Below are 22952 nucleotides of genomic sequence, written 5' to 3' on the forward strand. Positions count from 1 at the left end.
CTCCCCCCCCCCCCCCCCCCCCCCCCCCGGCCCCCCCCCACCCCCCCCCCCCCCCCCCCCCCCCCCCCCCCCCCCCCCCCCCCCGGGAGCGCGCCTCCCGGTACCGGGAGTGCCGGGGCGGGGCCGGAGGGATCAGCGCCTGACGTACACCGTCGCCGACGCGGCCGACGCCAGGTGCAGGTCGTCGCCGGGCCAGCTGACCTTGTAGGTCACCTCCCGGCGGGTGCGCGGGATGTCGTTGATCGTGAAGGTGCCGTCGGCGGCCACGGTCACCGAGCTGAGCACCCCGGTGCCGAGGCGGTCCGTGCGCTCCACCTTCAGCGTGGCCCGCTCGGGCAGCGCCCTGCCCTGCGCCGTGAACGTACCGGTGATCGTCACCCCGTCGAGGGTGGCCTCCGCCGGGGCGGTGAGCGCGATCGACGTGGGCGCCTTGGCCACGGACACCGTGGTGGTGAGGTTCTCGGCGGGGCGGTGGGTCAGGTCTCCGAGGAACGAGACCGTGTAGGTGGCGTCGCCGACCAGAGCCGGCTCGTCGAGGACGGTGAAGGTGCCGTCCTCCTTGACGGTCGTGGTGCCCAGCTGGTGAGTGCCGCTCGCGTCGGTACGGGTCGCCGTCACCTTCAGCGGCTCACCGGGCGCCGGGCCGTCGGTCTCCAGCCTCCCGCGCACCGCCAGCGGCTCGCCGACGACCGCCTGGGCGGGGCTGTGCGTGAGGCCACCGGTGAAGCGGGTGTCGTACTGGACGGCGGGCGGCTGGATGATGTGCAGCCAGTACTGACCGCCCGTGGCGTTGGTGGTCACCGCGAACAGCCGGGCACCGTCCGCCGACCACTGCAGGCCGCGCGGCGCAACCCGGTCGCCGTCCAGACTGCCTTCGAAGGCGAACTCCAGCGGCGCGGTGGAGTCGGCCGGGTCGGCGGGCGACAGCAACAGGTCCGGTGTCGCGCCGGAGGCCGCCGCTCCGCGGGCCAGGTACTTGCCGTCGCCGCTGAACGCCACGGCCGAGGCGACGGCGTCGGCCGGCAGCGCCGGGTAGCCCTCCGCCGTGTCCGACAGGTCGGTGGTGTTCAGCAGCCGCGTACCGTAGGAGGCGTCCGCGACGGCGATCTTGCTGCCGTCCGCGGAGAACGCCATGTCCTTCAGGTTCAGTGCGCCCTTACCCTCGCTGTCGGCGAAGCGACGGGCCGCGTTGCGCACGAGGGTCCCGTCACTGGTGTCGAACACCGTCAGGAACGGGTTGGGCGCCTGCGCGTTGAGCGGCTGCCCCATGAGCATCCGGTCGCCCGGGCCGGCCTCCAGCTGGAGGCCGCCGTAGTCGTTCCAGCCGGTGCGCCCGGTCAGGGTGTCCACGTACGTCAGCGTGGACGCGCACTGGGCGACGGAGGACGCGTACGGCGTGGTGAAGTACAGCGCACCGCCGGAGAAGGCCAGGCTGCGGCCGCAGGTGTCGAGGGACGCACCGGTGGAACCGGTCAACTGATGGGTGGTGGTGTCGTACGCGCGGATCCACTCCCGCTCCCCGGCGTACAGGGTGGAGCCGTCGGCGCTGAGCGCCAGGCCGGAGACGTGCTGTTGGGTGGTGATCGTGGTGACGCGCTCGCCCTGGAAGGAGTACACCGCGATGGTGCCGCTGTTGTAGTAGCTGCCCATGTTGGAGTCCGCGACGTACACGCGCTCGTGCACGTCGTCGACCGCCAGCGCCGAGAACGTGCTGATCGGCAGCTTGGCCACGGCCTCGGAGGCGGCGGCGTGCGCCGCGGGCGCGGCAGCGACGGTCAGGCCGGCTCCGGCGAGCACGGCGGTGAGGACGGTCGCCGCCAGGCGTCTGGGATGGTGTGCAGTGTTCAACTGTGCCCCCCACAGGCTGAATCGAGCGCCTCCTGAACTCTCGAAGGCGCCTGTACCGACCATGAAACAGCCGTGAAGATCGTGTGAGCAAGGGGGCGCGACGGAGTCCGGGGCATCGACCGCGGATCCATGGTGGAGAGGCAGGGGCCTCGGGACACGGGGTTCGGCGACCAGGTCGCGCAGAAGATCGAGGGCTTCCAGCAGTCGCTGCACGCCGTGGCGGAGAGTGTGCGTACCGCGGTGGCGACCGCCCGGCCCGACGAGGTCAGCGTCGAGTTCGGGCGTGGACCGCACCGAAGCCCGGCACGGCCGCATCTCCTCAGGACGACGCGGTCGAACCGGGTCAGGGCGACGCGGCCGAGTCTCCTCAGGACGACGCGGTCGCCCCGCCTGCCACGTCGCCCTCCCCTGCCGGGGAGACTACGAGGCCGTGGTCCGAGCGGCCTCCGAGGACACCGCGGGCCGGAACGGCACGCTGTACGCGTTCCCCGACCCGGCCGTCGTGGAGCTTCTCGATCCGCCTGACGGTCATCCCTGCGTGTGGATCGACATGGCCAGGCCCCTCCAGGGAACGCAACTGACAGACAGGGCGTCGCCGCGGAGTCGGTGTCGCACGCGAAAGCCGGTGTCGCGCTGATAAGGGGATGCGAACCGGATCGCAGGAGTGCCACAGTCACTGGCGTGACCTTGATGGACGTACTCGTCGACTTCGCCCGGTCCGGTCGGATCGGGCCCCTGCACTGCGGGATGCCGCTGGCGGAAGCCGAAGAACTCCTGGGACCGGGGCGCCCGCACCCGGCCATCATCATGAAGGGGCCCGGCATCGACGGCTACCCCTACTCCTGGTCCGGGCTGCAACTGACCGTCACCCAGCGGTTCGTCAGCGGCATCTCGATCAGCCTCTGGCCCGGATCGACAGCGCAGCTTCCGTCTCTCATCCTGCCCGCGTCCACGTCGTTCGAGGCCACCGTGCTCCGCGAGGAACTGGTCACGGCCCTGGACTCCGCAGACTGTGAGCATCACGTCAACGACGTCCTCACCTTCGGTGGGCAGTCCAGCATCGTGACCCGGCCCGCCGACGTGTGCGCGGTCTTCAGCCTTCCGGGACGGGACAACGACGTGCCTCACCGCGACCGTCACTACCTCGACGTGATGCACAAGCACACGGCTTGACATCGCCCTCGCCGTTCCGCCCTCAGGGCACCCGGTAGGAACTGGTCCGGTAGCGGCTGCGGAATTCGGCCAGCAGCTCGTCGGTCGCTTCGGCTCCGGCGCTCACGGCGGCGTGGACGTCGCGGAAGTAGTTCTCGTAGCCGGCGGGGGTGTACAGGCACAGGGCGCGCGCGACGACGGGGCCTGCGTTGCGGAAGCCGTGCGGGGTGCCGCGGGTCGCGGCGAGCAGATGCCCGGGGCCCGCCGCGATCTCACCGTCCCCGGTGTGGAGCGTCAGCTCGCCCTCGAGGACGTAGAAGTATTCGTCGTGTCCTTCGTGCACGTGCGGCCTGGCACCGATGGCGCCCGGGGCGAGGCTGAACTCCTCGAAGGCGAAGCGCCCGCCCGTGTGTTCGCCGGTGAGCCGGAAGAAGTGCGCGACCCCGGCGACGTCCACCAGCTCACCGTCCGGCGGGCGACGCAGCAGGGGACGGGCGGGATCCCGGGACAGTTCATCGGTCATGGGGGCATTGTGGCCCAGGCGGTTTCGGGCGGGCGCGACAGTCGCCGAAGGGTGATCAACGGCATTCTCCGTCGTCGGCGAACCAGCTGAGGGGCCTGGACCGTGGATGGTCGGGGCCCCTCAGCGTCGGCTACGGTCAGCGGCGCGTGCCGGGCTGCGCCGTCCGCGGAACGCGGATCCGCTCTGCGCAGTTCAGCTGCCGCCGACCCCGGTGTCAGTGCCGGTGTCCGCCACGGTCGTAGTGGTCGCCGCCACGGTACTCGTGGTTGCCCCGGTGGTCGCCGTCGTTGCCCCGGTGGTGGTCGCGGCCCCAGGAGACGTCGTCGACGAAACGGCCCCGCTCGTTGCGCAGCGTCGCGGTGTCGGAGTCGTCGTCCCACACATACGCCCGCCGGTCCTGGAAGACGTCGTTCCTGGTGTCGCGGCCGAAGCCGCTGTGGACGCGGACGGTCGAGCGGCCGCCCAGCCACACGTGGTGGAAGGTGTAGGTGTGGCCGTCCTCGTTGGACAGGGTCCAGCCGTCCAGGTTCACCGCCCGGCGGGTGTTGTTGGTGATGTCCACCCACTCCTGGTTCAGCGAGCGGTTGGCACGGTGGTCCCGGCCCGGGGAGTCGTACTGCACACCACTGATGAACACGCGCTCACGGTAGGAGCGGCCGTGGTCGTGGTCTGCGGCCGCGGCCGGCAGCGTCACCGCGCCCACGACGGCGGCGGCCACGCCGGCAGCGGCGGTCAGACGGCGGACGGGAGAAAAAGCGGACACGAGGTCCCCCTTCGAAGGTGCGCACACCACGGCGGATCACGGCATCGAAACCGTGGAACACCAGGGTGTGTTGTGCTGGTGTGAGGCCGGTCGGCCGCACACCCACACCTTGCGGCCCGCGCCGCTCACGGTGAGGGAACGGCGAAGGGGATTACAGAAACAGCACATTTCTGTGACTCTCGCCTGTAACAACCATCTATGCCCTGAATGAGCGACATTTACGGCATATCGCACCCGCGTGGCCTGGAATACGGGTCTCGGGCAGCGGTCCGACAGCGCCCGACACCCCCACCGGCACGAACGCGTTCACCCGAAAGTGAGTAACGGGCCACGTCAGACGGTTCGCGGTCTCGGGAGCAGCCGCAGCGCGTGCAGGGCCACGGAGAGGTCGGCGACGGCGCGGGGGTCCTGCAAGGAGCGGCCGGTCAGTTCTTCCAGCCGGCGCAGGCGGTAACGGACGGTGTTGCGGTGGCAGTACAGCTGTCGTGCCGCGTCGGCCGCCGAGCCTCCGGCCGCGTACCAGTGCTCCAGAGTCAGCAGGAGCCGGTTCTGTTCGTCCGCGGGCAGTTGCAGTACGCGAGCGAAGACGTTCTGTGCGATCCGGGTGGCTTCGTCCGGTGAGGTGGCCACCAGCATGGCGACCGGGCTGTCGTCGAAGCGGACGAGGCCTGTGCCCTCGGCCGGCAGTCTGGCCAGTGCGAGGCGGGCCAGGCGCAGGGCTCGGGGGGTGTCGCGCAAGGTGCGGTAGCTGGGGCTGACGCCTGTCCGGGCCGCGGTGAAGGAGGCGAGGAGACGCAGGGCGGCGTCCTCGGCGCCGGGACCGCGGGCTGCTATGACGCCGACCTGGAGGTCGGGGAGCAGCCGCCAGGCGGAGCGGATCTCTTCGGCCAGCAGCCGGGGTTCGATGCCGGGCAGGGCATCCCGGCCCGGTGCGGGGACCCCGGCCGCCACGACGACGAAGGGCCCCTCGGTGGGCAGGCCGAGCACATCGGCGGCTTCCCAGAGAGTGGTGCGGTCGGTGAGCATGCCCGTGAAGAGCGCCTCGACCAGGACGGACCGTTCGCGCTCGCGTTGCAGCAGCAGATGTGCGGCGGTTTCGCGGTAGGCGTCGCTGGCCGCCGCCGCCAGGCCTTCGTTCACCCACCACGCGGCGAGCGCGACGAGGATGTCGGCACTGACGGCGTGTGCGGTGCGGGCCTCGGCGGCGAGTTCGGTCCACAGGAACTCGGAGCCGATCCGGTAGGCGTGCAGCAGTTCCCCCAGCGGGGTGCCCTCGCGTGCGGCCGTCCGGCCCGTCGCCTGGGCCGGTTCCATGCCGGACGCGCCGCTGACGGTCGCGCCGCTGACGGTCGCGGCGCAGACGGTCGCGGCGCTGACGGCCAGCTGCCCGAAGACCAGTTCGGTGTTGCGTCGGCAGGAGGCGGTCAGCTCCTCGAGGGTGACGGGGCCTTGGCTGCCGTAGTGGGGGACCTCGGCACGGATACGGCGGGCCATGCGGGCGCCCAGCTCCGGTGCTCGGTCCAGCAGTGCGGCTGCCACCGGGGCGATCGCGGCCGGAGGCGGCGGTGTGCGGCTCATGACCGGCAGGTTACAAAGCGGCATGCGGCGCTGAAGCCGGTGGTGCGCGGGGACAATCGGGCCGCCGCACTGCTGTGCGCGGGCACATGGCCTGCGGGGCGGAGGGACCACGACGATGTCGGCAACGTTACCGGCCGGTATCGGGATGTGTTCTGCCGTCGTGACTCCCCTGGAGGAACCATGCCCACAGCCATATCGACAAGCAGGCCGAGCATCCGCGGTGCGCAGCGCCGAACGGAGGGTGGGGGCGCGCCGCGCGCGGGGACCGTGCGGGGCACGCACAGGCTCACGAAGTGGACGTCCCTCCTTGCCGGCGGCGTGCTCCTGGCGACCGCCCTGACCACCACCGCCGCCCACGCGGCGGTTCCCTCCCCCGGCGGGAGCGGCACCACGGCAGGCGGCACCTATGTGGCCCTCGGCGACTCCTACGCCTCCGGTGCCGGGGTTCCCGGCCAGTCGGCGGGACTGTGCCTGCGCTCCGACCACAACTACGGCCACCTCGTGGCCCAGTCCCTGTCCCCGAGCACGTACCGGGACGTCACGTGCGCCGGCGCGAAGGTCGGTGCGCTCACCACGGCCCAGACGGATGCCGGGGCCGTCGTCAACGCCCCCCAGCTCGACGCCGTCACGCCGGACAGCACCCTGGTGACCCTCACCGTCGCCGGCGACGACCTCGGTACCTCGGACTTCGGATTCGGCGACGTCGCCGCCACCTGCTCCGCGCTCTCCGTGACCGACCCCTTCGGCACGCCGTGCCGCGACTTCTACCGGGACACCCTCAGCACGCGACTGGACGCGGCCGGGACGCAGCTCGCCGGCGCCCTGAAGCAGATCCACACCAGGGCCCCGCACGCGCGGGTGCTGGTCGTCGGCTATCCCGCGGTCCTCCCCGACGATCCCCGGCAGTGCCTGGGCAAGATGCCCGTCACGACCGGGGACGTGGCGTTCCTGCGGTCCGTCCTCGGTGAACTCAACGACACGGTCGCGGCCGAGGCCCGGGCCGGCGAAGCCACGTATGTGGACACGCTCACCCCGACGCTGGGCCATGACAGTTGTTCCTCCTCCCCCTGGATCGAGGGGCTGTTCCCCGCCTCGCCCGCTCTGCCGCTGCATCCGAACGCCACGGGTGAACGCGCCATGTCCAGCGCCGTACTGAGCGTGCTCGGCCGCTGATCCCCCCTCCCCCGTCCGGTCCGGTCCCTGAGGCGGCAGCCCACTGGAGGTGTCCACCGGCAGCGCCTGCCGGACCGGGCGGGCCCGGCGATCGAGGGGGCGCGCTCGGGCGGGGGTGAGCGGGGCGGGGCCATCCGGGTGCCCCGGGGCCGTGTCGGGCGGTCGTCGCGGGACCGGTTGGCCATGCTGGGCCGGGATGGGCACCCCTCTCTTTCCGGCGACAAGGAGCACCCGTATGCCGACGGACCCGGTCGGACGATTCCTGGCGGCCCTGGACCCCGAGCACCGCGAGGCCGTCGGCGCCAAGCCGCGCGAGGAACAGGAACAGCTCGCGGCGGCCTGGGAACGCGAACTGGAAGCCGATGACGAACTCGACACCCTCGACGAGCTGTCGCCGCCGGCCGCGGAGGCCGAAGCGGCACGGCGCGTCCTGGAGCGTGGAACCGGCTGACGGGGCTGTGGCGGCAGGCCAGGGCCCACCGGGGTCAAGGGCGTCCGGTGCGGGGCCCGGGCCGTAGTGGTCCGGCGAGGGCTCGAGACCTCCGGCCCCAAGGCGTGTCTTGCCGGTGGGGCTGTCCGTCGCATCGTCCGGCGGAATTTCTTCCGGCGGGCTCCGTCCACCGGTCACACTCATGCGCTGCGATCCGTCAGGGCAGTGACCGCAACGTGGAACGGAAGGAAGACGACCATGGCAGCACGTTCGATCACCGCGCAGGTGCCGACGGGTCCGCGTATGCCCCAGGACCCCCAACAGCTCGTCCCCGAACTGGCGGAGGTCTCGGCGGCCCTGTTCAAAGCCACCGGCAACCGCTCGATACCGCGGACCACGATCGGCCTGGTCCAGCTGCGCGCCGGCCAGATCGTCGGCAACACGTATCTGACCGTCCTGCACACGGGCCTCCTGCTCAAGGCCGGGGAATCGCAGGAACGGATCACCGCGGTGGCGTCCTGGCAGGACGCGCCGTACTTCACCGGTGCCGAGCGTGCCGCGCTGGCCCTGGTGGAAGCCGTGCTCCGGCCGTCCACCGAAGGCGAGCGGGTGTCCGACGAGCTGTATGCCCAGGTGTGCGAGCACTACGACGACACGGCGCTCACGACGCTGACCATCGCCATCGGGCAGGTCGGCTTCTTCATCCCTCTCGCCCTGATCACCAAGCCGGTCCCCGGACGGGCCTTCACCGACCCATGGGCATGACACCGGCCCCCCCAACGGTGTCCTGTGCTCTCGTGCGGTGGACGACCTACGGGAGGTCACCGCTGATCACCCACAGGTGCCCGAACGGGTCCTTCACCCTGCCCTGCCGCTTTCCGTACGCGCGGTCCTCGATCGGGATCACGACCTCGCCCCCCAGCTGCACCATGCGTTCCGCTGTCGCAACCGGGTCGGACATGTCGGCCATGATCAGGACGGGCGAGCCGCCCACGGACACGGGATCCCGCCACCCCCACTCCTCGACGCTCTGCGCCAGCGCGAAGACCGCCGACCCCAGAGTGAGTTCGGCGTGGATCACCATTCCGCTGTCATCGGCCACTCGCGACGTCAGGGTGGCTCCCAGAGCCTTGACGTAGAAGTCGATCGCCGCGTCGGCGTCGGACACGAGCAGCTTGGGCTGCAGTTCACTGGTCATGGCTCGATGATCGATGAGGAGGACGTCGCCAGCCTTGTAGATTTCGGCCCTCCTCCGCGAGCCACGCGGTCGGCGTCGTCCGCATCAGGTCATGGAAGTCACGCACGAGGTGGCTCTGGTCGTGGTAGGCACTCTCTGCGGCCACCTGGGCCCAGGAGTCGGCCCCGTCTCCGGCCCGGCGGACGGCAGCCGCCAGCCGCGCCACGCGAGAGGCGAACTTCGGGCTGATCCCGAGGGCGTTCTGCATCACATGCCGCAAGCGACGCGGGCTCAGGTGTACCTGTCGGGCCAGATCCTCGACAGGCACCTGTCCGCGACCGACTTTGATGATCCTCAGTGCCTCGAGGGCATACCGGGACACGTCGGCCTCGCCGGCTCGTTCCAGGCGCTCGAGGAGCCGAACGCGCATGAGCGCCTCCCGCCGGCCGGCCGGACAGTCCGCCAGCTCCTCGCTCAACCGGCTCACCCACGGCAGGAGAGCACCGGCGCTGACACCACCCGCGTCCACTTCGCTCAGCGGCACGCCGGTGAGACGTTGCGCGGCCACGGGTGACAGGTCGACGTAGACCATCGGCTGGTGCGCCCGCAGGACGAGGGAGGGCGTAGCCACGCCGGGCCGCATCAGCCCGGCGACCACCGCCTGCATGTGCTGGGCGTGCCCGCCGTAGCGAAGGTCGATGGGCGTCCCGAGACTGACCACCAGGCGCGCCGACAGGGCCGGGAGGGCCCTGTGCAACCGAGGTCCGCCGAAATGCTCGCTGACAGCGACTACGCCGATGCCTGCCGCACGACATGCCTGACGCAACTCCACCTGGGCATTGTCCCACCACTTACCGTCCCGCGACACGCAACGCCGGCACATCAGGGAGTGGCCCACAAAAGTCGAAGTTTCGTTCATTTGTTCATATGGAGGGGAGCTGGGCTTGTGCCTCTTGTGTGCTGGTATGCGCTGCGTCCATCCTGTGTCCAGCAACGCGACGAGGGGGGAGCGGTGCCCGGTGGAAATCCTTCCCGACCTGCATTGGCGGGTCCCCTTCTCCTCGGACGCCCTCCCGGAGTTTCCGGGCGCCGGGCTGATGACCCCCGACCCGTACCATCTTGACCGGCTGAGGGGTCTGGCACAGCTCCTCGACGGGGCGGACGAGAGTCCGCAGCACAAACATCTGCTCGCCGTCTACTGCCTCCAGTGCGACTTGCCCTTCATCGCCGTCTACTTCCTTCGACGCGCCCTCGACGGGGAGGTGGAGCAGCACTCGGCGTGGGTCGACCTGGCGGCCGCATACCTGCGAGCAGGCCGCCCGGCGCTCGCCGGCTGGTCGCTGAACAGGGTGCTTCGGGACGGCGGTCCCCTCCCGGGGTTCGGCCGACGCAACCGTATGCGGCAGGCAGCCCCGAGGAGGCCGAGGTTCGTCAGCGTTTCCTCACGGTCGGCGGCCTGCTCCAGCGCCGCAGGACAGAGGTCGAGTTTCTGCGGTCACGCGTGGCGGCCTGCGAGGAGAACAGCCATACGCTCCGGCCCGGTGCGCCCTCGGGAGCGCTGTCGCCCTCCGCCCCGGCGGTCGCCCTTCATGCCACCGCTCTGATGGAGCTGGGCCGGTTGCTCGACGTGTCCGAGCCGTACGACAAGGCCGTACAGCTGCTGACGAGGGCCGTGGAGACAGTGGCGACGGGACAGCTCCTCGAACTGCTGGCCAGGGCTCGTATCGCGTCAGGGCCGGTGCACGAGCGCGACCGGGCCTTGGAGACGCTGCGCCGAGCGTTGCCGGAGTCCCCTGTCCTGCGGATGGTCCGGGCCGGTTCTGTCCAGGACCGCCGGTTGCTGGAGATGAACGCGGACTGCGAGGCCATGGTGCTGGCCGGCGAACTGGCGGAAGGGAACGACGGCACGGCACCGCTGGACAGGCTGCGATGGCGTGCCCGGGCCTCCGACTTCCCCGCGCCGTATCTGATCGCGTCGGTGAGAGCCACGCTGGAAACCGGACGGACACAGCTGGCCGACAGCGTCTCCCGAGAAGTGGAGGACCACCCCGAGTTGACCGCCGAGCACCACATGAGGCTCGCCACGCTGTGCGCCGATCACGGTCTTTGGGACCGGGCGCGTGCTCATGCGCGGCGCGTTATGGGACCGGGGAGCGACGCCGCTCTCCGGGCGAAGGCCACCGATCTGCTGGGGGAGGCCGACGATGACGCATGACGATCCGTCCGGGGACGCGGCGACGCATCTCCTGGCCGGGGGCGCCGCGATGCAACTCCTCTCAGCGTCCACGTTCGACGAGGTGCTCTCCCTCATCGGCTCGGTGCCCGCGGCAGGCCGCTCCCGTATGGCTGAGGGCCTGACCGCGTTGGAGGCCTCCTTCCAGAGGTCGGGGAGGCCGGCCAACGCTCAGCTGTGTTCCGCGCTCGCCCGGCTGTGTCTGTCGCCCGGCCCGTTCTCCGGCCCGACGGCGCCCGGAGGGCCTGCCGGCCCACCGGCCGCCGGCGGCGAGCCGGTCACCTTCGCGGACCTGCTGGACAAGGCACGATCCGCGCCCGACCTGCCCGCCGCCTACGCCCTCCTGCGCGCGCACCTTTCGCTGGTGCCCGAGGAATCACCCGTCCGCGCGGCGATCGCGCTGATCCGGCAGCGGGGCGAAGACCGCTTCGACCACGCACGGGTGATCGCGGCGCTCGGTCTGCTGGCCGACGACGGTCCGAGCCAGGTCACCGGCCGCGCGGACTGGGCCACGTTCCTCCACTCCCAGGGACACCACCGCAGGGCCCTCTTTCACGCGGCGCGGGCCCTCGCCGTGCAGCACGCCGTCGGTGATGCCGCGTCCCTGAGCCACGCCTACATGACCTTGGCGACCACGCTCTCCAAGACGGGTGACGACGAGGGCCACTTGCGGGTGCTGCAAGAGGGGCTCACGGCGTGCGAAGCGCAGGAAGGCGTGCCCCCGGCGGACATGGCCATCCTTCATATCGAGCTGGCCGGCGCTCTGGCGGGACGTCACCGCTATCGCGAGGCGCTGTCCCATCTCTCCGCCGCTTCCCGGAGTGACGCCTCCTACGAGCCCGGAATGCACAAGCAGGTCGACGTGCTGGTGCTGTACGCCACCGTGTGGCACGCGGTGGGCGCCCTCGTCGCCGCCTGTGGCATGTACCGGCGCGTACTCGAGGCGGAGACCTCCTGGAGAGGGCGGGCTCGCCGCCTGGCCGTCGTCGGCCGGCTGGCCCAGTGCCTGACCGACCGTGGCCGGGAGCGCGAAGCCACCCGGCTGCTGGAGGAAGAGGTGGCGGTGGGAGAGCGGGAGGTGTGGAACAACGTCGCCCCGCTCCGTGCCCAGCTCGGCCGGGCCTACGTGCGTCAAGGACGTCTTCGGGAAGCCGAGCTGCAACTGACGCGGAGCCTGCTGGACGCGACGGTCCCCGCCCCTTTCTGGCCGGACGTCGGCGAGGTCTTCATCACCCTCGGGGACTTGGCGCTGAGGGAGGGACGGCAGGAGGAGGCGAAACACTACTACCAGGATGCCGGCTACTTCGAGCCCGGCCCGCGCACCGCCCCCGGCCCGCCCGCCGTCCGAATCACCGAGCGGCTCATCGACCAGTCGCCGCTCCCCGAACTCCGCGATTGGTTTCGCCAGTTACTCGCCGAGGCCGTGGTCCGGCTTCGTGAACGGCTGGACCTTGTGCCCGCAGATGCGGGTCATCCGCCGAAGATCCGGCTTGCCTCGCTCGAACGGCGGTATCACCTCGCCGACACGGAGGAGGAACGCAGGGCACTCGCGGAGGAACTGCGCGCCGGTTTCCGCCAGGCGATGGAGCACGACATGTGGTCCACCGTCAGGGAACTCACCGTCCCGGTCGCCGCTGTCGTAGCCGAGGTGTACGGAGCGGAAGGCGCCGAGCGGCTGGTGCGTGAGGTGCTGGCATCCGAGGAGGCGCACGGGCGCGGAGACGACACACTGTGGTTGCGGCTGCCATTGGCCCGGATGCTCGCCGACCGTCCGGACGGGGCCCAGGCGGCCTTCGACGAACTGTGGTCCTTGCGGCGGCTGCTGCTCCGGCGACACCATTACGGGCCGGCGGCTCAGTCGGCCGACGAAGGCTCGGGACAGGCCCTCGCGGTGTACGAGGAGTTGCTGTCACTGCTGATTCCGGAGGACGGGCAGGGCTGCCCGCTGCGGCTCCCGGACGGTCGGCCCGCTGAAGCCCTCGCATTCGACCTGCACGAGGAAGTCAAGTCACGGGGCATCGTGGAGGCCCTGGCCCGGCTTCCGTTGCCGGCACCGTCAGGTGTGCCGAGTGCCGTGCTGAAAGTCGAGGAAGTGATGCAATGGGCGCTGGGCCGGGAGTTGGTGAGCCGGGAGCGCAGCGGTATTCACGACGGTCCGCGGGAGGATCTGCTGGCCGATCTCCGGCGTCGGCTGGACGAGGCTCTGGCCCTCATCGCGCCGGTGGCGCCGGAGTATGCGCGGCTGCGCCGGGCCGACGGCATCGACACCGACGGCGCGCTGGACCTCGTCCGCCGGCACGCGCCCGCCGAGGGACTGCTGCTGGCCTCGTACTTCGTCGGAGAACGGAACACCTTCTGTTTCGCCATGGCCTCCGGTGAACTACGGCTGCACACCTACCGGATCCCCCTGGGGCGGGCCGCGCTGCACACTTCGGCGAACGCCGTACGGAGGGTCGTGGACGGCGACCGGACCGTCTTTCCGTCGGTGCCGGCCATCCGTGCCCGTCGCCCGGCACCGTTTCCCTTGGAAGGGCTTTCCGCGTTGCTGCCCTTCCACGCACATCTGACCGGAAGGAAGTTGCTCTGTGTCGCCCCGCACGGCCCGCTCGCCGTACTTCCGCTGAATGCGCTGCGGCTGCCCGACGGCGCCTATCTGGGTGAACGGGCGGCACTTGCCTGTACGCCCAGCATCTCTGCCCTGGAATATCTGCTGATCGACGAGCCGTCGCCACCGGACAGCGCCCTGTACGTCGGTGTCACCGCCGTCGAGGACGGGGAGCCGGGCGTGGACGCGACGGACGACGGGGCCCAGGATCCGGGGAGCGTGGGATTCGAGGGTTACGTGTGGCCGGAGCGGGAGGGGCTGCGGGTGACGTCCCTGCGAGGGACCGCGGCGCGACCGGACACAGTGCTCGAAGGTCTCGGGGAGTGCGATCTCGCTTACGTGGCCTGCCACGGTCACTCGGGCATGGGTGACCCGGAGGACGCCGCGCTGATCCTGTCGGACGGTCGACGGCGCACCAGCAAGAACACCACTGCCCAGGCACCGGGGGCGCTGCGGTTCCTGCTCCGGGCGCGTGATCTGAACGCTCCGCGTGGCCTGCCGCGCACGGTGATCCTGCGGGCGTGCTCCGCCGGGTGGCATGACCCGGCGCACCGTGGCGAGGATTTCACGGGCCTGACCCTTGCCCTGCTCCGCGGCGGCGCGCGCACCGTTGTGGCACCGGTGTGGCGGGTACACAACCCCAGCTCCGCCGAGCTGCTGGACGGCATCAACAGGGAGCTGATGACCGGAGTTCCTGTCTGGAAGGCCATGTGGCGTGCCCAGCGTCGGTTCCTCTCCGACCCCGGCCGTCCCCATCTGGCCCACCCCTACCACTGGGCCGCGTTCGTCCCGCTCGGAGACTGGAGATGAGTATGACCACCGGAGCGACCGACCGCATCGAACATCTGCCTGACCGGCAGGTGATCCTTGCCTTGGAGGAGATCACCCACGAGCTTGCCGTGCGCAATCCGCACGACGCGAGCAACGAGTTCGAGGCGCTGGCGGTGCTGGAGACACTGTGCGAGGCAGGCGGGTTCCCCGCGCCGTCCTGGAGCGAACCGGGGGCCGACCGGGTGGCGCGCCGTCTGCTCGCTGCGTTCGCCGAGGACGAGGCGAGCAGGGATCTCACTCTGGCGGTACTCGCCGATCCACCCGACGGCGATCAGATGACACTGAGTGAACTCACGGACGACCTGGTGGTTCTGGCGGCCGTCCTCGGCTTTCTGCGGCTGCGCCTGGACTTCAGGTTCCAGCGCAAGGACGGCCGTAACCTGGTGAGGTTCGAGGTCGAGCAGAAGCCCGCCTCGGATTCGCTGCTCCGTTCGCTGGCCCGCGCGGTGACCGAGTACTTCCAGCAGCGGTAGAGGGGCCTCGGCCCGTCCTGACGCCGAGGAGCCTGTTCTTCGTCCGCGGGTGAATCTTCTCAAAGCGGCCGCACCCGAGGGACATCAGCGACATGATGGACGCCGGCGAGCTGCCCGGGGGGGCCATGCACGAGCGTCTGAGATTCGATGACCTTGTCATTGTCCTGCCAGGCATCGGGGGCAGCACCCTGCACCGGGACGGCGTCGCCGTGTGGAAACCCCCGCTGGCCCTCGGAGGGGCGCTGAAGCCTGGCGGGCGGGCCCTCGAGAGCCTGGCCGGGGATCACGGCCTGCTCGATGATCCCGACTTCGACGACGGCATGGTCGCCTCGGGTCTCATCGGTACCCCGGTGGCTCTGCCAGGTCTGTCCAAGGTGAATCAGTACCGTCGTCTTCGCGAGCGCTTGCTGAGCCGGTTCGACCTGGTCCGTGGTGACAGTGCCGTCGACGGGGCTCCCGCCAACTACTTCGAGTTCCCCTACGACTGGCGGCGGGACAACCGTGTCTCGGCGCGGCGGCTGAAGGAACTCGTCGATCGCGAGCTGCCCAAATGGGCGACGACACTCCCCTACGGCCGGCCCAGGACCGTCTTCGTGTGCCACAGCATGGGCGGGCTCGTGGCCAAGTACTACCTCGACGCGCTGGGCGGCTGGGAGCACTGCCGCTCGTTGATCAGCTTCGGTACTCCCTTCCGTGGATCGCTGGACGCTCTGGGGCTCATCGCCAACGGCGCCGGCAAGGCCGGCCTCCGGTTCGAGGCCGCCTCGGCGGTGATCCGCGAGTTCACTTCCGTGTACCAACTTCTCCCGCGCTACCCCGTCGTCGTGGATCGCCGTCGCGGCGCGGCGGAGACCTCGAGCCCGCTGCGCGCGCACCAGATCGGCTCCGCGGGCGGGGCTCTGGACGCCCGTCGCGCCGCCGACGCGTACCACGACTTCCACCGTCGCATGGACGAGGACCGATCCACGCACGCGGGAAGCAGCCTCGACTCGCTCGTGTCCATGACCCCTGTCGTGGGCTACGGCCACACCACGCAGCAGTCGGCCGTCCTCGACGACCGGGGACTGCGCCTCACCCATGAGGCGGTCGCTCTGGCTGCCCACCGGCAATGGCTCGCCACCGGCGACAGGACTGTGCCCGCCCTGTCCGCCGTGCCGGTGGAGAAGTCCGAGTCGGGCACCTGGGCGTGGGAGAACGCCACCCACTCGTCCATGCACTCCACGGACGACGTGCTCGACCGGCTGGTCCGTACTCTGGCGCTCCTGGGCACCGGGCTGCGGGATCTGCAGGGGCCACCGCAGCAGGACTCTCCTTCTCCCTTCGCCGCCACGCCTGACGCGGGCGCACTCGACCTGTGGATCGATGACGCCTGTGCCGAGGGCGAGCCCGTCGTCGTCAGGTGTGCGGGCGCGGACATCGCCGCGGGTGTGGACCGGCCGCGCATCTCGTTCGCCGGCGCGGTTCCGGCACACGTCGCGCTGGACGACGACGCCGGCGCCGCCCGCTGGACCATCAGCGGTCTGCCACCCGGGGTGCACGAGGTCACCGTCGGTGTGGGTGAGCGTTCCGTGACCGACCTCCTCGAAGCCTGGTGACAACCGGGCAGCACGCCGCCGGCCAGTGGGAGAAGTGGAAGAGGACGGAGCCCGCGCGGCTGGCGTGCTACGTCCATCCCGAGGCCATCGCGCGGCAGTACGGCGGCCTCGGGGCGACGTACGCCCAGCGTTCGGCCGATCGCAGGACGGTGGCCCGAAGGCTGTACGAACTCGTGGCGGCACAAGGCCTCCCCTACGAGACAGCCGAGATCGACTCCGCGGCGTTCCATGAGGCGGAGCAGGTCGTCAGGCCTCCCGCCGTGCTCGCCACCGAGGGCGGCAACTGCCTCGAACTGTCGCTGGTCTTCGCGGGGATGTGTATCCGGCACAAGCTGCGGCCCCTGGTCGTGCTGCTGGAGGGCCACGCACTGGTCGCGATCTGGATCGAGGGAGATCTCGACGAGAGATGGGCAGTGGGCAGGCCCGCGGCCGGCGACCACCTCATCATGAGCCAGGGGCTGAGAAACTCCCAGCTCAGCACCTCCGCTGTCCGCAGGAACCTCACCGACCTGGTCGCGCGGGGCACCTACCTCCTGGTCGAATGCACCGGCTTCGCCCGTCCCGCCGCCGGCACCAGGCAGCCCCGCCTCACCTTCGACCAGGCGGTGGCCGAGGGCCTGGCCCGAACCTCGCGGGAAGACCTCACCGACATCGTCGACATCGCCTTCCACCACCGCAGTGGGCTCTACCGGCCCTACGAGGTCGCGGCCCCGCGGGCCTCGAGCCCTGAAGCGCACGGCCGCGGGCCGAGCACGGCGCCGGACAGCCCGGGTCTCAGCGCGTTCGGCAGCCGGGCCCTGACCGCGGCGTTGCAGGACGTCGCCGAGTTCACCGACACGACCTCGGCCTTCTGCGAGCGGCCGCAGTGGACACACTCCGACCTCGGGGAACTCCGGGAAGCCCTTCACCGGGCGCCGTTGTGCCCGCCGACCGAGCGCTTGCGGAAGCTCGTCGAAGGATTCCGCCTCGCGCTGCGGGCACACCGGTTCGTCACCGACTGGATGCCACAGGCGGTGACACCGCGAGCGCTGCGGCGCGCACTGCTGACCTGCGTCGCCACGTCCGCGCGGGTGTCCCCGTCAGGGCTTGCCGAGCACCTCGACGCGGTGGCTCTGCACCATCCGGTCACTGACGGGGACTGCCGCACGGCACTGCTGAAGTTCGTCATCCACCTCGCGGCGACGGCCGGCATCGACATGGACAGTGCCTCCTTCGCCGCATGGTGCCGTCAGGACGGCTACGACATCGCGGAGGCCAACCGGCTGCTCCGCCAGATCAGGGCCCAGGCCGAAGCAAGACGGCACCGGCTGATCGTCCATCTGAGCGGCGGAAGCGCCCGCCCCTGGCCCGACCAGGCCGAGGCCTGGCTCATGGACGAGGCCGGACAGACCCTCGCGGAGTATCCGCTCCTGACCTTCCACCCCAGCGCCGAGGGGGTCACAGGGGCGATCGACGCGATCCTCGACTGGGCGCACGACCTGCCCGAGGTCACCCTCCTGACCCGGGTCGACATCGCCGTACCGGCCCACACCCTGCTGCACTGGCGGGCCGAGGAAACCGATGTCGGCACGTGGCTGGGAGCCAACCACGAGGTGGTCGTGCACTGGGCGGACCGCATCCATCCGCCGCAGCACCTGCGACGCCTGACGCGGCTGGCTCTGTACCGGCTCGCGGAGATCGAGCGGCGCGACGAGACACAAGGGAGCGTCGACTGGGTCGACGCGGAACGGGACCGGTTCCCGGCGGACTTCGAGGACCGCCTGCGCAAGAACGTCTACCGCGCCGCCCTGGGGCTGCGCTTCACCCCCGTCGGCGACGAGGACCTCTTCGAAGCGCTCCTGGCGCAGTTCCCCGTCCTGCTGTGGCCGGACGGAGAGGTCCCCGAATGGGCGCAGGTCGAGGACGACATACGGCAGCAGTGGGTGACCCTGCCCGGCGGACTGACCACCGCCTACAGCAGAGCCTGGGTATGTGAGCCGGACATGATCCCGCCGCTCGCCCGACTGCGTGCCGTCTGGGACGACCGGCGCTGGCTCGCCTTCTGCCACACCGTGAGCACCCACAGAGCGGGAATCGCACCAGGGCGCGGCCCCGGACAGGAAGGACGCTCATGACCTGGAACTCGTACTACCGGGGAGACGGCGCCGCACGCCGGGACACGCTGCCCGAACCACCCCCCTGGCGCCTGGCATCACCCGACTCCTCGGCCCGGGCCTTCCAGCCACCGGACGGGCTGACCGACGCGGTGAACGCCGCCCTGTGCCTGCGTCGCCCCCTGCTGCTCACCGGTTCGCCCGGCACGGGCAAGTCGACCGTGGCCACGGCAGTGGCCCATGAACTGTCCCTGGGCGGCGTGCTGCAGTGGCACATCACCTCGCGCAGCACCTTGACCGAGGCTCTGTACCGCTATGACGCGCTGGGCAGGCTGGATGCGACACGGCACGAGGAAGCGGACGACATCGGGAAGTTCATCCGGCTGGGCCCGCTGGGCACGGCGTTGATGCCGGCGGAACGGCCTCGGATGCTGTTGATCGACGAGATCGACAAGAGCGACATCGACCTCCCCGGCGACCTGCTCAACGTCATCGAGGCCGGAGCGTTCGAGATCCCGGAACTCACCCGCCACCCGGACGGCGATGTGCCGGTACGCCTCTGGGACTCCGACGCCCCTCAGTACGTGCACCGGGGACGCGTGCGCTGCACCCAGTTCCCCTTCATCGTGATGACGAGCAACGGTGAGCGAAGCTTCCCGCCGCCCTTCCTGCGGCGCTGCATCCGCTTCGACATGCCCGAGCCCTCCCCCGAGCGACTCTCCGGCATCGTCCGCGCGCACCTGGGCGAGGAGGTCTCGCAGCGGGCGCAACCCCTGATCGACGAGTTCGAGGCCCGGCGCACCCGCCAGGAGAGCCTGGCCACCGACCAACTGCTCAACGCCCTCTATCTGGTGACGGGAGAGGCCGCTCCGGACAGCGATCAACGGGCCCGGCTCGTAGGGCTGCTGCTGCGTGACCTGTCCGGCGCCTGATGCTGGCGGACCTGATCCGGTGCCTGCAGCGCGCCGATGCCGACGTGGACGCGGTCGCCCTGGCCGACACCTTATGGCTGTGCGAACTCATGACGGCCGACGAGGCCACCCCGCACGGGCCTGGTCCCGCACCACAGCCCGCTCCCACGGACTCGCCGGTGCAGGACGTCCGCCCACCGACGTCACAACCGCCGGCCACCGCCGACGGCCCTGGCGACACGGCGGAGCGCGATGCCTTCGACTCCCCGGGTGGCGAGGGGAGCCGAAGCGCGCTCCTGGGCCACACGAGGCGAGGCCAGGCCCTTCCCGACGCCCGCGCGGTCTCCCGCGCGCTGCGCCCGTTCAGACGGAGCTTTCCGCAAGGACGGGAGGCCGTACTCGACGCCGAGGCGACGGTACGCCGCTACGTGGAGACCCGCACGATCGCCCCGGTGTTCGTGCCCCGGCCCGAACGCTGGTTCCATCTCGATCTCGTCGTCGACACCTCGCCCTCGATGCAGGTGTGGCAGGACGTGTGCCACGAACTACGCCTGCTTCTCCAGCAGCTGGGCGCGTTCCGTACCGTGCGTCACTTCATCCTCGAAACCGCCTCGGACTCCCCCACCCTGCGCGATCCCTCGCTCACCTCGATCCGGCCCGACCGGCTCTGTGATCCCCACGGCCGCCGTCTCGTCCTCGTTCTCTCCGACTGTGTCGAAGCCGGATGGCACCGACCCGACGTCTGGAAGCTCCTGCGCACATGGTGCCGGTCCACCGCCGTCGCACTGCTCAACCCCCTCCCGCCCAAGCTCTGGCCGCACACCGGACTCGACGGTGCCGTCGTCCCCCTCCACGCAACCGCCCGCGGCGCCCGGACCGCCGATCTGAGATTCGCTCTCCCGGCAGCTCTGCGCCTGCTTCAGGCGATGGACGGCGCCGCGTCGGGCGACTGGACACCGTGTCCCGTGGTCGGCATCTCGGCCGACTCGTTGGCAGCCTGGGCCGGCACGGTGATGGGCGCGGGCCTGGACACATGCGACGGTGTGCTGATCCCGCCCCACGGTCGGCTCCCGGAGTTCGGCGAGGACGACGAGGGGCCTGCCTTCGACGCGCCCTGGTTCGCGGCGTACGAGGAGACGCAGCCCCGGAGACAAGCACGGGATCTGGTCCGGGCCTTCCGTCAGGTCTCCTCGCCCTCCGCCCGGCGCCTCGCCACGCTGTGCAGCCCGCAGACGGAGCTGTCGCTCCCCGTCATGCGCGTCGTGCAGCACTCACTGGAACCCGACTCGGGCGTCGCCGCTCTGGCCGAAGTCGTCGTGAGCGGACTCTTCGAGCACGCCACCAACCCCGCCTCCGGCGAACTACGGTTGCGCTTTCTGCCAGGAGTGCGCGAGGAACTGCACAAGTCGCTGGCAGCCGAGGACGCCTGGCAGGTCCACCGGGCCCTGCGCCAGTTCATCGAGCGGGAGGCTCGTCATCGCTCACACCCCTTCACCGTCGCGAGCACACTGGGCACCACGCGCGTTCCGGACGGCCTGACGCCGTTCACGCGGGCGACCGACACGTTGTTCGAACTGCTCGTACGCGGATCGGCCGACGAGCCACCGGTGCCGGCTCGCCCCGGGCGCAGGACCACCCTGCTGATCCGGATCGAAGTGGCCACGGACGGTTCCGGCGAGGACTTCCACGTGCGCATCAGCTTGGGAACCCCTGGCCGGACATTGGACGCATCACGTGTGCGAGGAGTCGGCAGTCTGAAAAGAAAGGTGCTACGGGGAGTGCGTCAAGCTGAGGAACTCTTCCCGAGTGAGCCGCTCCTGCTGGTGTTCGACACTTCCTTGCAGCTGCTGAACGCGGGCTTCGACCAGTGGACCGACGAGCCGATCAGTTCTGAAGGGGTACCGGAAGCGCCTCTGGGGGTACGGCACGCGCTGGTCGTGACGTCACCGGAGATCCGCCGCCCCCAGTGGCGACGGTCCCTGCACATGCGGTGGTCCGCCATGCAGGACGACGCGTCCTCCCGACACCGGACTCGTTGGCTGCCGGCAGACGACCGGGACTCCGTTCGACTGTATGCAGCCATCCATTCGGACGACACGGTGACGGGCGTGATCCTGAGCGGACCGCCCGTCGGGTCCGGCAAGCACTTCGAGCAATTCGGGGCAGCTGTCCGCAGCGGTGTGCCTGTCGTGCTCTGGAATCCCACTACAGAGAACGAGGAGACCTTTCGGGCCCAAGCCATGCAATCCCTACGGGAAATCCACCACTCCGACCTACCGGAAGGACTGCGGCAGCTGCGGCAACGTGAGTACGTGAGGGGAGGCCGAGCACTCCCTGTCCTGTTGTGGAACGACCCGTATCTTCCGGACTTCGACGACCCGGTCCTGCAACCGCCACCGCCACCGCAGCCGCAGCCGCAGCCGCAGCCGCAGTATGACGACACGGATACCTCTGACGGCGACCGGGTCATGCTGGACCCGATGCGGACACAGGCGATCGTCGTGGGCGTCGAGAAGTACATGCGGTCCCTCTACGACCTCGACGGCCCCGCACAGGACGCGCGCAGGTTCGTCGACTGGCTGCTTGCCATCGGAGTACCGCCTGCCCACATCACCGCTCTGGTGACGCCTCTTGACGGCGATGCCTGGCGGTGGGAGCCGTCAGGTGTGCGCGTGCGCGAAACCACGTCAGATGCCGTGGTGCACGAGTTGTTCTACGAGCCGGCCCGGCGTCGCGAGACTGACCTGCTGTTGGTCTTCTGGAGCGGCCACGGCTTCCGGGACGGTGCGGGGGGCCGCCATCTGCTGCTGTCGGACGGCGCGGACGAGCCGGTCAGCCTGAACCTCGACGAGGTGCTGACCATCTTCGCGTCGGACAGAGTCCCTTCCTTCGAGCGGCAGATGTGGTTCGTCGACGCCTGCGGCGGTCCGCCCGGCTTCCCTCTGGACGACATGGCCCACCCCCGGGTGGAGATGACCGTGCGACCCGGACGCGCTGTCGCCGGCCGGACACAGGCTCTGTACCTGGCAAGCGACACCGGAGAACACGCCGTGGAGATTCCGGGCCGGGGAGGGCTCTTCTCCATGGAACTGCTCGACATCCTGACCTCCCTGGACGTGCGGCATCCCGTCAGCATGGACGCTCTGGCCGAGCGGCTTGCGGATCGTTTCGCCGCTCTTCGCAGATCGGACCGTACACGCCAGGTCCCCGGGTATGTCAGGCATGAGCCGCTCCCGCGAGAGCACGCGGTTCCACAGGAGCCCCGGAGAGCGGCTGACCTCGACCTCACCGTGCGACTGGCCGATCTGCTGCTGGAGACCGTGGGCGGCGAGACCGAGTTCGCCCTGCTGCGCGATGCGCTTCCCCGGAGACTGATCGCCGACGCTCCCAGACACGGCTCACCCAGGCTCGACAGAGTGGCTCTGGTCCGTACGTGCCTGCGACATACGGACGGGCTCAGGGCTCTGGTCGACGCCGTTCGGCTCGTAGCGGGCGACACACAGGCGGTCGTCGCCCTGGCAGACGTGGTGAACGAGTACGAGGGCCAGGGGGATCAGAGGCAGTGAG

General features: G+C 70.4%; 18 protein-coding genes. 12 read left to right on the top strand and 6 right to left on the bottom strand.

The window, feature by feature from the left end; all coding sequences use genetic code 11:
- Positions 1 to 132: 132 nt before the first annotated feature.
- On the bottom strand, positions 133 to 1848 hold the full coding sequence (locus tag ACZ5CW_RS19410) for an Ig-like domain repeat protein (protein WP_468602828.1): 1716 nt from the start codon (positions 1846 to 1848) through the stop codon (positions 133 to 135).
- Between the two features lie 129 nt (positions 1849 to 1977).
- Between ACZ5CW_RS19410 and ACZ5CW_RS19415 the strand changes: the two genes are divergently transcribed.
- Together ACZ5CW_RS19415 and ACZ5CW_RS19420 are read left to right on the top strand one after the other, a co-directional pair.
- Entirely contained in the window at positions 1978 to 2373 is a 396-nt protein-coding gene (locus tag ACZ5CW_RS19415; RefSeq protein ID WP_468602830.1) for a CU044_2847 family protein, read from the top strand.
- A gap of 156 nt (positions 2374 to 2529) precedes the next feature.
- Positions 2530 to 3021: a hypothetical protein gene (locus ACZ5CW_RS19420; protein ID WP_468602832.1), complete on the top strand. Its 492-nt coding sequence runs from the start codon at positions 2530 to 2532 to the stop codon at positions 3019 to 3021.
- A 22-nt stretch (positions 3022 to 3043) separates the two neighbouring features.
- Here ACZ5CW_RS19420 and ACZ5CW_RS19425 read toward each other — a convergent pair whose 3' ends face one another.
- The 3 genes from ACZ5CW_RS19425 to ACZ5CW_RS19435 all read right to left on the bottom strand — a co-directional run bounded on the left by ACZ5CW_RS19425 (position 3044) and on the right by ACZ5CW_RS19435 (position 5864).
- The gene (locus ACZ5CW_RS19425; protein ID WP_468602834.1) at positions 3044 to 3523 is read right to left on the bottom strand and encodes a cupin domain-containing protein; all 480 of its coding nucleotides are present in this window, start codon (positions 3521 to 3523) and stop codon (positions 3044 to 3046) included.
- 214 nt (positions 3524 to 3737) lie between these two features.
- A complete protein-coding gene (locus tag ACZ5CW_RS19430) occupies positions 3738 to 4286 on the bottom strand; it encodes a lamin tail domain-containing protein (RefSeq protein ID WP_468602836.1) in 549 nt (182 codons plus the stop codon).
- A gap of 333 nt (positions 4287 to 4619) precedes the next feature.
- On the bottom strand, positions 4620 to 5864 hold the full coding sequence (locus ACZ5CW_RS19435) for a PucR family transcriptional regulator (RefSeq protein WP_468602838.1): 1245 nt from the start codon (positions 5862 to 5864) through the stop codon (positions 4620 to 4622).
- 180 nt (positions 5865 to 6044) lie between these two features.
- Here ACZ5CW_RS19435 and ACZ5CW_RS19440 point away from each other — a divergent pair, with 180 nt between their 5' ends.
- From ACZ5CW_RS19440 to ACZ5CW_RS19450, 3 genes are all read left to right on the top strand, one after another.
- Complete coding sequence (locus ACZ5CW_RS19440) at positions 6045 to 7037, top strand: SGNH/GDSL hydrolase family protein (protein ID WP_468602840.1); 993 nt, start codon at positions 6045 to 6047, stop codon at positions 7035 to 7037.
- A gap of 235 nt (positions 7038 to 7272) precedes the next feature.
- A complete protein-coding gene (locus ACZ5CW_RS19445; RefSeq protein ID WP_468602842.1) occupies positions 7273 to 7488 on the top strand; it encodes a hypothetical protein in 216 nt (71 codons plus the stop codon).
- A 237-nt stretch (positions 7489 to 7725) separates the two neighbouring features.
- Positions 7726 to 8232 (top strand): carboxymuconolactone decarboxylase family protein, encoded by a 507-nt coding sequence (locus ACZ5CW_RS19450; protein ID WP_468602844.1) that lies wholly within the window; start codon positions 7726 to 7728, stop codon positions 8230 to 8232.
- Positions 8233 to 8278: 46 nt separating this feature from the next.
- Here ACZ5CW_RS19450 and ACZ5CW_RS19455 read toward each other — a convergent pair whose 3' ends face one another.
- Both ACZ5CW_RS19455 and ACZ5CW_RS19460 read right to left on the bottom strand, forming a co-directional pair.
- Positions 8279 to 8665, bottom strand: coding sequence for a VOC family protein (locus tag ACZ5CW_RS19455; RefSeq protein WP_468602846.1), 387 nt, complete (start codon positions 8663 to 8665; stop codon positions 8279 to 8281).
- Positions 8655 to 9476: a helix-turn-helix domain-containing protein gene (locus tag ACZ5CW_RS19460; RefSeq protein WP_468602848.1), complete on the bottom strand. Its 822-nt coding sequence runs from the start codon at positions 9474 to 9476 to the stop codon at positions 8655 to 8657. Before ACZ5CW_RS19460 ends, ACZ5CW_RS19455 begins: the two co-directional genes overlap by 11 nt.
- 669 nt (positions 9477 to 10145) lie before the next feature.
- Here ACZ5CW_RS19460 and ACZ5CW_RS19465 point away from each other — a divergent pair.
- The 7 genes from ACZ5CW_RS19465 (at position 10146) to ACZ5CW_RS19495 (ending at position 22951) form a co-directional block, all read left to right on the top strand.
- Entirely contained in the window at positions 10146 to 10859 is a 714-nt protein-coding gene (locus ACZ5CW_RS19465; RefSeq protein ID WP_468602850.1) for a hypothetical protein, read from the top strand.
- Positions 10849 to 14292: a CHAT domain-containing protein gene (locus ACZ5CW_RS19470; RefSeq protein ID WP_468602852.1), complete on the top strand. Its 3444-nt coding sequence runs from the start codon at positions 10849 to 10851 to the stop codon at positions 14290 to 14292. The genes ACZ5CW_RS19465 and ACZ5CW_RS19470 overlap by 11 nt, the downstream gene beginning before the upstream one ends.
- Before the next feature lie 2 nt (positions 14293 to 14294).
- Positions 14295 to 14786 carry a glutathione S-transferase family protein gene (locus ACZ5CW_RS19475; protein WP_468602854.1) on the top strand — a complete coding sequence of 164 codons (492 nt, stop codon included), beginning with the start codon at positions 14295 to 14297 and terminating at the stop codon, positions 14784 to 14786.
- 92 nt (positions 14787 to 14878) lie between these two features.
- A complete protein-coding gene (locus ACZ5CW_RS19480; protein ID WP_468602856.1) occupies positions 14879 to 16381 on the top strand; it encodes an esterase/lipase family protein in 1503 nt (500 codons plus the stop codon).
- Positions 16378 to 18495: a vWA-MoxR associated conflict system protein gene (locus ACZ5CW_RS19485; RefSeq protein ID WP_468602858.1), complete on the top strand. Its 2118-nt coding sequence runs from the start codon at positions 16378 to 16380 to the stop codon at positions 18493 to 18495. The genes ACZ5CW_RS19480 and ACZ5CW_RS19485 overlap by 4 nt, the downstream gene beginning before the upstream one ends.
- Positions 18492 to 19406 carry an AAA family ATPase gene (locus ACZ5CW_RS19490; protein WP_468602860.1) on the top strand — a complete coding sequence of 305 codons (915 nt, stop codon included), beginning with the start codon at positions 18492 to 18494 and terminating at the stop codon, positions 19404 to 19406. The genes ACZ5CW_RS19485 and ACZ5CW_RS19490 overlap by 4 nt, the downstream gene beginning before the upstream one ends.
- Complete coding sequence (locus ACZ5CW_RS19495) at positions 19406 to 22951, top strand: SAV_2336 N-terminal domain-related protein (protein ID WP_468602862.1); 3546 nt, start codon at positions 19406 to 19408, stop codon at positions 22949 to 22951. The genes ACZ5CW_RS19490 and ACZ5CW_RS19495 overlap by 1 nt, the downstream gene beginning before the upstream one ends.
- Position 22952 lies beyond the last annotated feature (1 nt).

The sequence above is a fragment of the Streptomyces sp. NPDC031379 genome, from assembly GCF_055569615.1.